The organism is Streptomyces sp. NPDC057616 (assembly GCF_042800575.1).
Lineage (GTDB): Bacteria > Actinomycetota > Actinomycetes > Streptomycetales > Streptomycetaceae > Streptomyces.
This window is the reverse complement of the sequence record NZ_JBHVGU010000007.1, coordinates 288,286-297,191: the sequence shown is the minus strand read 5'-3', so window position 1 is coordinate 297,191 and position 8,906 is coordinate 288,286. Positions and strand designations below refer to the sequence as shown.

Annotated in this window: 8 protein-coding genes and 1 pseudogene; 4 read left to right on the top strand and 5 right to left on the bottom strand. The window is 69.6% G+C overall.

Annotated features, from left to right (window positions below; translation table 11 throughout):
* The 3 genes and pseudogenes from ACFU97_RS11605 to ACFU97_RS11595 all read right to left on the bottom strand — a co-directional run.
* Positions 1-161: pseudogene (locus ACFU97_RS11605) on the bottom strand (sugar ABC transporter ATP-binding protein); the annotation flags it as partial.
* A 4-nt stretch (positions 162-165) separates the two neighbouring features.
* Positions 166-1,242: an ABC transporter permease gene (locus ACFU97_RS11600; RefSeq protein WP_384254120.1), complete on the bottom strand. Its 1,077-nt coding sequence runs from the start codon at positions 1,240-1,242 to the stop codon at positions 166-168.
* The gene (locus ACFU97_RS11595; RefSeq protein WP_384254117.1) at positions 1,242-2,189 is read right to left on the bottom strand and encodes a substrate-binding domain-containing protein; all 948 of its coding nucleotides are present in this window, start codon (positions 2,187-2,189) and stop codon (positions 1,242-1,244) included. The genes ACFU97_RS11600 and ACFU97_RS11595 overlap by 1 nt, the downstream gene beginning before the upstream one ends.
* Before the next feature lie 314 nt (positions 2,190-2,503).
* Here ACFU97_RS11595 and ACFU97_RS11590 point away from each other — a divergent pair, with 314 nt between their 5' ends.
* From ACFU97_RS11590 to ACFU97_RS11575, 4 genes are all read left to right on the top strand, one after another.
* Positions 2,504-3,268, top strand: a complete 765-nt coding sequence (locus ACFU97_RS11590; RefSeq protein WP_384254114.1) for a sulfite exporter TauE/SafE family protein — start codon at positions 2,504-2,506, stop codon at positions 3,266-3,268.
* 124 nt (positions 3,269-3,392) lie between these two features.
* Entirely contained in the window at positions 3,393-4,730 is a 1,338-nt protein-coding gene (locus ACFU97_RS11585) for a gluconate:H+ symporter (protein WP_384254112.1), read from the top strand.
* A 67-nt stretch (positions 4,731-4,797) separates the two neighbouring features.
* Positions 4,798-6,126, top strand: coding sequence for an enolase C-terminal domain-like protein (locus ACFU97_RS11580; protein WP_384254110.1), 1,329 nt, complete (start codon positions 4,798-4,800; stop codon positions 6,124-6,126).
* 388 nt (positions 6,127-6,514) lie between these two features.
* Complete coding sequence (locus tag ACFU97_RS11575) at positions 6,515-6,760, top strand: hypothetical protein (RefSeq protein WP_384254107.1); 246 nt, start codon at positions 6,515-6,517, stop codon at positions 6,758-6,760.
* Positions 6,761-6,821: 61 nt separating this feature from the next.
* On the opposite strand, the gene ACFU97_RS11570 is transcribed toward ACFU97_RS11575, so the two are convergent.
* A complete protein-coding gene (locus tag ACFU97_RS11570; protein WP_384254105.1) occupies positions 6,822-8,090 on the bottom strand; it encodes a sugar ABC transporter permease in 1,269 nt (422 codons plus the stop codon).
* Positions 8,091-8,095: 5 nt separating this feature from the next.
* Positions 8,096-8,878, bottom strand: a complete 783-nt coding sequence (locus ACFU97_RS11565) for an ATP-binding cassette domain-containing protein (protein WP_384254103.1) — start codon at positions 8,876-8,878, stop codon at positions 8,096-8,098.
* Positions 8,879-8,906 lie beyond the last annotated feature (28 nt).

Sequence of the window (8,906 nt, the reverse complement as noted above, 5' to 3'; positions counted from 1 at the left end):
ACCTGACTGGGCCGCACCTGAAGGCTCACCCCGTGCAGGGCACGGATGTTGCCGTAGGACTTGCCCGCGTTGCGCAGCTCGACGATCACGCCGTCATCGCCCTCGCGCGCCGTGTCGGGGATGATCGCGCCGTGCGTGCCGGCCTTGTCGGTGGATGTCATGAGGTCACCTCCTGGTCGCCGACTGGCGGACCCACAGATTGATCAGTACGGCGCCGATGAGCATGACGCCGAGGAAGGCCTTGAACCAGTCGGGGTTCCAGCCGGCGAACACGATGCCCTGGTTGACCATGCCGAACATGAAGGCGCCGAAGACCGGGCCGACGGCCGAGCCGTAGCCACCGGTCAGCAGACAGCCGCCGATCACCGCGGCCGCGATGTAGATGAGCTCCTGGCCGACGCCTACACCGGACTGCACGGTGTTGAAGGTGAACAGCTGGTGCATGCCGATGAACCAGGCACCGCGGCCGACCAGCATGAACAGGGAGATCTTGGTGAAGGTCACGGGCACACCGACGGCGCGGGCGCTGTCCTTGTTGCCGCCGACCGCGAAGATCCAGTTGCCGTACTTGGTGCGGATCAGCAACCAGGTGGCAAGGGCGGCGAAGACGAGCCAGTAGAAGACCGTGATCTTCACCTGGACGCCGCCGATGTCGAACGACGACGCGAAGACCTTGCGGGCCTGGTCGAAGCCCGCCATGTCGCTGATGTCGTCGGTGGCGACGTTGCCGGTGACCAGCTTGGTCACCGCGAGGTTGACACCCTGGAGGATCAGGAACGAGCCGAGGGTGACCAGGAAACTCGGCAGGCCCGTCCTGACGACCATCCAGCCGTTGAAGAAGCCGATCGCCAGCGACACGATCAGCGCGACGACCACATCGACCCATACGTTCATGGTGAGTTGGTAGCTGATCATGCTCGCGGTGAGCGCCGAGGTGATCACCGCGACACCGGCGGACAGGTCGAACTCGCCGCCGATCATCAGCAGCGCCACCGGGAGCGTCATGATGCCGATGGTCGACGACTGGTACAGGACCGTCGCCATCGAGCTGCCGTCGCGCACGGGCGGCGCGGCGATCAGGAAGAACACGTACACCGCTGCGGCACCGAGCAGGACGCCCACCTCGAGGCGGGCCAACGTCCTGAGGAGCAGGGACCGTTGGGCCGTACGGCCGTCGGTCTGCCGGGGGCCGGGGGCCGGCGGTGCGGTCACCGCCGGCTCGGCAGGCTGGGTCATCCTCATCACCGGGTGCCCTTCGCGGCGAACTTGGCGACGGAGTCCACGTTGTCCTTGGTGATGAAGGTCGGTCCGGTCAGGACGGGCGCGGCACCGCCGCCGCTGAAGTTGCCGTTCGTCCTGTACAGCCACAGCGCGTCGACGGCGAGGTAGCCCTGGAGGTAGGGCTGCTGGTCGACGGTGAATTCGATGGTGCCCTTCTGGATGGCGGAGACCAGGTCCTTGTTGAGGTCGAAGGTCGCGACCTTCGCCTTGCCGCCCGCGTCCGAGAGCGACTGCACGGCGGTCGGGGCGATCGGGGCACCGAGGGTGACGACCTGGTCGATGGAGGAGTCCTGCTTGAGCTTGGCCGTGATCGTCGACTTCACCGACGGCATGTCGGTGTCGTTGACGTAGAGGATGTCGGTCTTGCCGCTGAAGCCCTTCTTCAGGCCCGCGCAGCGGGATTCGAGGGCGACCTGGCCCTGCTCCTGGATCACGCACAGGGCGTGCTTGGCGCCGATCTGGTTCAGCCGCTGCCCGAAGGCCTGGCCGGCGATGTTCTCGTCCTGGCCGAAGTACTCGAGCATGCCGAGCTTCTTCCGGTCGCCGACACCGGAGTTGAAGCCGACGACGGGGATGCCGGCAGAGGTGGCCTTGCCGATGACGTCCTTCATGGCCTGCGGCTTGGCGGCGGTCAGGGCGATGCCGTCGACCTTCTGGTCGATGGCGTTCTGCACGAGGTTGGCCTGGTTGCCGGCGTTGGGGTCGGACGAGTAGACGAGCTTGATGTTGTCCTTCGCGGCCGCGGCCTGGGCGCCCTTGCGGATGAGGTCCCAGAAGGTGTCGCCGGGGGAGGCGTGGGTGACCATGGCCACCGTCATACGGGGCGTGTCGGCCCTGCCGGCGGAAGCCGCCGCGTCGCCTTCCTCGGCCTTCTTCCCACCGGTGCTGCTGGAGCATCCGGTGGCCACCAGGGTGCCGACGACGATCGCGGCGGTGAGAGTGGCGGCTCGGCGGAGTCGGCCGTGGGTATGGGCCTTGGTTGAGCGACTAGAGCGCGTTACTAGTGCGCGCTAGGTGCTCGTACTGTGAAGTGGCCCACAGGTGATGTCAATAGCTTTGTCATGACGTATCGACAAGCCTCCCGGCACCGACCAGGAGGCCTCGGTTCCGCCCGGCTGGGGCACCCCGTCGCGATGGCGCCGTCGTCTCCCTATGTAGACACCGTCTTTCATGCGAGACAACCCGAGGGGAGGATGAGGCGTTCCCGGACGGAAGGAAAACTGTGGGGGCCGACTCCGTACTCCTGCTCGCCGTGGCGGGCGTCGCCTCGGGGCTGACCGGATCCATCGCGGGGCTCGCCTCGCTCTTCAGCTATCCGGCACTGCTGGCCGCGGGACTTCCTCCGGTGACCGCCAACGTCACCAACACGGTGGCCTTGTTCGCCAACACCGTGGGCACCGCCGCGGGTTCGCGCGAGGAGCTGCGCGGGCAGCGCCGCCGCCTCGTCCGTCTCTCGCTCCTCGCCGCCGTCGGCGGATCGGCCGGAGCGGCGTTGCTGCTCGGCACCCCGGCCTCGGCCTTCGAGGGCGTCGTGCCCTGGCTGATCGCCCTGGGGTCGGTGCTGATCCTGGTGCGCGACCCGCTGCGCCGACTGGCCGCGAGCCGTCCGCAGTTGACCGAGGGCGGCGGCGTCCGGGCGCTGCTGCCGTCGGCCCTCGCGGTGCTTCTCGTGGGCCTCTATGGCGGCTACTTCGGCGCCGCCTCGGGCGTCCTGATGCTGGCGGTGCTGTCCCTGGTCGTGAACGAGCCGCTGCCCGTGACGAATGCCGTGAAGAACATCGCGACCGGCGCGGCCAACGCCGTCGCCGCCCTCACCTACGTCTTCCTCGCGCCCGTCGACTGGTGGGCCGCGGCCGTGCTCGGGCTCGGCTGCCTGGTCGGCAGCAGGATCGGGCCGGTCGTGGTGCGGCGGATCCCCGAGAAGCCGCTGCGGATCGCCATCGCCCTGGCCGGCCTGGGGCTCGCCGTCTCGCTCTGGAGATCCTGAGCCGATTCCCGCACGCCCATTGACCGGACTGATCACCGGACCTAGATTCCGTCCTCATATGTAGACGATGTCTCTCTATGGGGATGTCGTTCATTGGAGCGAACAGTTCGAAGGGGAGCTGAACATGCCGCTCGTCGTGGTCGGGATCAGTGTCGTGGTCCTGCTCCTGCTGATGACGAAGCTGAGACTGAACGGCTTCGCCGCCCTCCTGCTGGTGGCCGTGGGCGTCGCCCTGGTCCGGGGCATACCGCTCGAGAAGATCCCGGACGTGCTCTCCGAGGGCATCGGCGACCAGGTCGGCGACACGATGCTCACCATCGGGCTCGGCGCCATGGTCGGCCGCGTGATGGGCGACTCCGGCGCCGCCCAGCGCATCGCCGGCCGGCTCCTCGACCTGTGCGGCCCGCGCTGGGTCCAGGTCGCCATGGTGCTCTCGGCGATGCTCATCGGCGTGACCATGTTCTACGAGGTCGCCTTCGTCATCATCGTCCCGGTCGCCTTCACGCTCGTCCGGGTCACCCGCTCCAACCTGCTGTGGGTGGGCCTCCCGATGTCCATCGCCCTGTCCACCATGCACAGCTTCCTGCCGCCCCACCCCGGCCCCACCGCGGTGGCCGCCACCTTCCACGCCTCGGTCGGACTCACCCTGTTCTACGGCCTGTTCATCGCGGTCCCGGTCGGCGCGCTCATCGCACTGGTGTGGCCGCGCCTCCCCTTCGTGCGGGCGATGAACCCGTCCGTCCCCAAGGGCCTGGTCGCCGCGGAGGTCTTCGACGAGGAGGAGATGCCGGGCCTGGGCTGGTCGCTGTCGGTGGCGCTGCTGCCCGTGGTGCTGATCGCCGGCGCCGCGGTCACCGACCTGGCCGACTCCGGCGACAGTCCGCTGCTGCACCTCGTGAACTTCGTCGGGTCCGCGCCGATCGCCCTGCTGCTCACGCTCGGCGCCGCCGTCTGGGCGTTCGGGCCGAGGACGGGCCGCAGCCTGGCCGAGGTCAGCGCCTCGTGCCGCGGGGCCGCCCAGGCGATGGCGATGATCCTGCTGGTGATCGGGGCGGGCGGCGCCTTCAAGAACGTCCTCGTGGAGGGCGGGATCTCCGACTACATCAAGGACGTGACCGGCGGCTGGTCCATCTCGCCGATCGTCCTGGCCTGGCTGATCGCGGTCATCCTCCGGATCGCCCTCGGCTCCGCGACCGTCGCCGTCGTCACCGCGTCCGGCGTGGCCCTGCCCCTGCTCGCGGGCAGCGGGGTGCACGCCGAGGTCATGGTGCTCGCCGTCACCTGCGGATCGATCGCCTTCTCGCACGTCAACGATCCGGGCTTCTGGATGTTCAAGGAGTACTTCAACCTGTCCGTCGTCGACGCGATCAAGGCACGCACCACCTACACGACGGTGCTCGCGATCCTGGGCCTGGGCGGTGTACTGGTCCTCGAGCAGGTCCTGGACGTGCTCAAGGTCTGATCACGCGCCGCGCCCGCCCGCGTCCCGCCGCCGTCCCGTCCGCACTCACGAGAGCAGAACCGCCGTCATGAGCCAGCCCGTCGTCACGAAGTTCTCCGTCCATCCCGTCGCCGGCCGGGACTCCATGCTCCTCAACCTCTCCGGCGCGCACGCCCCCTACTTCACCCGCAACGTCCTCGTCCTGGAGGACTCCGAAGGGCGCACCGGCCTGGGCGAGGTGCCGGGCGGCGAGGCCATCACGCGGACGCTGCGCGAGGCCGAACAGCTCGTCACCGGCGCCCGCCTCGGCGACTACAAGCGCGTCCTGCGCAGGCTCCAGGACACGTTCGCCGACCGTGACCGGGGCGGACGCGGCGCCCAGACCTTCGACCTGCGCACCACGGTGCACGCGGTCACCGCCGTCGAGTCCGCCCTCCTGGACCTGCTCGGCCAGCACCTGGAGGTCCCCGTCGCGGCCCTGCTCGGCGACGGCCGGCAGCGCGACGCCGTACGGGTCCTGGGCTACCTCTTCTACGTCGGCGACCCGGACCGCACGGATCTGGACTACGTCCGCGAACCCGGCGCCGGCGCCGCGTGGTACCGCATCCGGCACGAGGAGGCGCTGACCCCCGAGGCGATCGTCCGCCAGGCCGAGGCCAGTCACGAGCTGTACGGCTTCCGGGACTTCAAGCTCAAGGGCGGTGTCCTGCCCGGCAGCGAGGAGGTCAAGGCGGTCGTCGCGCTCAAGGAGCGGTTCCCCGAGGCACGGATCACCCTGGACCCCAACGGCGCCTGGTCGCTGCGGGAGGCGATCGAGCTGTGCCGTCCGCTCGTCGGCACGCTCGCCTACGCCGAGGACCCGTGCGGCGCGGAGGACGGCTACTCCGGCCGGGAGATCCTCGCCGAGTTCCGCCGCGCGACCGGACTGCCCACGGCGACCAACATGGTCGCCACCGACTGGCGTCAGCTCACCCACGCCCTCGCCCTGCAGTCGGTCTCGATCCCGCTCGCCGACCCGCACTTCTGGACCCTGCAGGGATCGGTACGGGTCGCGCAGCTGTGCCAGGCGACGGGACTGACGTGGGGCTGCCACTCCAACAACCACTTCGACATCTCGCTGGCGATGATGGCGCACTGCGGGGCGGCCGCCCCGGGCGAGTACAACGCCCTGGACACCCACTGGATCTGGCAGGAGGGGCTGGAGCGGCTCACCGTGGAGCCCCCGCGGATCACCGGCGGCGAGGTCGCCGTCCCGGACACCCCCGGCCTCGGCGTGCGCCTGGACCGCGACCGGCTCCTCGCGGCCCACGAGCTGTACGAGGAGAAGGCGTTGGGGGGCCGCGACGACGCCGTGGGGATGCGGTATCTGATCGAGGACTGGGCTTTCGACGCCAAGCGTCCCTGCCTGGTGCGATGAACCCGATTCAAGCCCGTGTCACGGAAACTCCGGTGAACCTGCACACCCTTCACAGCCGGGGTGCAGGGAATAGGAAGGGTCGTGATGTTTACGCCGGAGCCCGCTGGCAATGCCGGAAAAGCCGTCGATGAGAAAAGCGGGGGCAACATCCCGGGGTGCAGTGCGGCGGTGAACTCTGTGAAGGAGTCGGAGGGGTCGGTCACCTGGCGGTCACGCCGGTGAAGTCCCATGTCGCAGCGGCTTCCCCGAACACCTCGTACGGGTGGCTGCGCGAATGCGGTCATGCTTTGATCCTCCGCGTGGTGCAGATCGCGGGAGAGGTTCTCCTTTTCGGGAATCGGGCGAACTCTGCCATTCCGTAATGGTCATTCGAAAGGAATCGCGCGTCATGAACCTTGTCCCCCAGGTCGAGACGACCGAGATGTCCGACGCCGAGCTGGAGAACGTCTCGGGCGGTCTCGGTCTCGGTGACCTCCCGCTCGGCGGCCTTCCGCTCGGTGGCCTCGCGCTCGGCGGCTCCGGCGGTCTCAACCTGCAGACGCCGCTCGGTGAGGTCGCCGGCGGCCTCGTCGCCTCGGGTTCGCCGCAGGGCCTGACCGCGGGTGCGAGCCTGCAGACCCCGCTGTCGGCCTGACACCGGCTGCTTGACCGTGGGCCCCGGATCAGCCTGATCCGGGGCCCACGGCCGTGTGCGCTCAGGCCCGTCCGTGGGCCTCCTGCGAACGGCGTGCCAGCGCGTCGATGAGCACCGCGGCGAAGAGCACCCCGCCCGTGATCACGAACTGCACGGCCGTGGGGGTGTCGGTGATCGCCATGCCGGAGGAGATCGACTGGATGACCAGCATGCCGAGCACCGCGGTCCACGTGGTGCCCCGCCCGCCGAACAGGCTGGTACCGCCGATGACGGCCGCCGCGATGGCGTTGAGCAGCAGCAGACCCGACCCGGAGTTCTGGCTCACCGAGGTGATCCGCGAGGCCAGGAACAGGCCGCCGATCGCGGCCATCGTCCCGGACACCGCGAGCACCGCGGTCCGGATGCCCGTCACGTTGAGGCTGGCGCGGCGGGCCGCCTCGACGCCGCCGCCGAGGGCGTAGACCTGGCGGCCGTAGCGGGTGTGACGCAGGACGATGTCGAGGCCGGCCACCACCACGAGGAAGATCAGCAGGGCCAGCGGCAGGCCCTGGAACCGGTTGAGCAGATAGGCCGACACGAACGCGGTCGCCGCGAGCGCGCCCGTGCGCACCCCGATGTACCGCATCGAGCGGTGCGGCATGCCGGCGGCCACGCGGCGGCGCCGGTCCAGGTACGAGATCGTGAAGACCGCGCCCGCACAGACCGCCGCCAGGCCGTAGGCGACCGCGTCGTTCGTGAAGTAGTACGTGGTCAGCTCCGCGACCAGGCCGTTCTCGTCGAGGTTGACGGTGCCGCTCGTGCCGAGGACCGCCAGCATGAGGCCGTTCCAGGTCAGCAGTCCCGCGAGGGTGAGGACGAAGGCCGGCACCCGGGTCTTGGCGCAGGAGTAGCCCTGGACGGCCCCCGCGGCGGTGCCCGCGAGCACCGCGGCGACGAGGGCGATCCATTCGGGCACGCCGTTGTTCACGTTCAGGACGGCGAAGATCGCCGCGGCGAGTCCGCTGATCGAGCCGACGGACAGGTCGAGCTCCCCGAGCAGCAGCACGAAGACGATCCCGACCGCGATCATCCCCGTGCCCACGATGTCGACGCTGATGTTCGACAGGTTGCGGGGCGAGAGGAAGTTCGCGTTGAGGGACTGGAAGATGATCCAGACCGTGGCGAGGACCAGGACGACGGGGAACGAGCCCAGCTCGCCGGCGCGGAACCGGCGCCGCACGGCCTCGCCCCCGCTCCGCAGCGCGAGGGCCACGGGCCCGCCGCCCGCCGGCCCGGCCTCGGCGACGGGTTCGGTCCCTTCGGCCTGCGGGTCCTCCGCGGTGTCACGCATCGCGGTCACCACCTCGTCTCGTAGGAGGCCGCCCGCCGTGGCACGTTCTCGGTGGCGCCGGTGATGGAGGCGATGATCTGTTCCTGGGACGCGGTGTTCACGTTGAAGAAGCCGTTGTTGCGGCCGAGCCGCAGCACGACGGCGCGGTCCGCGAGCGCCTTCACGTCGCCCATGTTGTGGCTGATGAGCAGGACGCCCATGCCGCGCTCCCGCAGCGCGTCGACGAGGTCCAGCACCTCGTTGGTCTGCTCGAAGCCCAGCGCCGCGGTCGGTTCGTCCAGCAGCAGCACCTGCGGGTCGCCGAGGAGCGAGCGCGCGATGGCCACCGCCTGGCGCTGCCCGCTGGAGAGCGAGACGACGGGGGCCCGCAGATCGGGGATGGCCCGGGTCAGGCGCTCCAGCAGGCCGATGGTGCGGCTCTCCATCTCCATCTCGTCGAGGAAGCCGAACCTGCGGATCTCCCGGCCGAGGAAGAGATTGCCGACGACGTCGAGGTTCCCGCACAGCGCGAGGTCCTGATAGACGGTGGCGATGCCGAGGTCACGGGCGTCGTGCGGGCGCCTGATCTGCACCGTCCGCCCCTCCCACTCGATGACGCCCTTGTCGGCGGGGGAGACGCCGGAGATCACTTTGACGAGGGTGGACTTGCCGGCGCCGTTGTCGCCGAGGAGGGCGACCACCTGGCCGGCATGGATCTCCAGGTCGACGTCCTTCAGTACCTCTACGACACCGAAGCGCTTGCACACCCCGCGCAGCGCCAGCAAGGGGGCAGCCGGCACAGAAACCATCTCCTTCCCGGGGCCCGGCCCGGCCGAA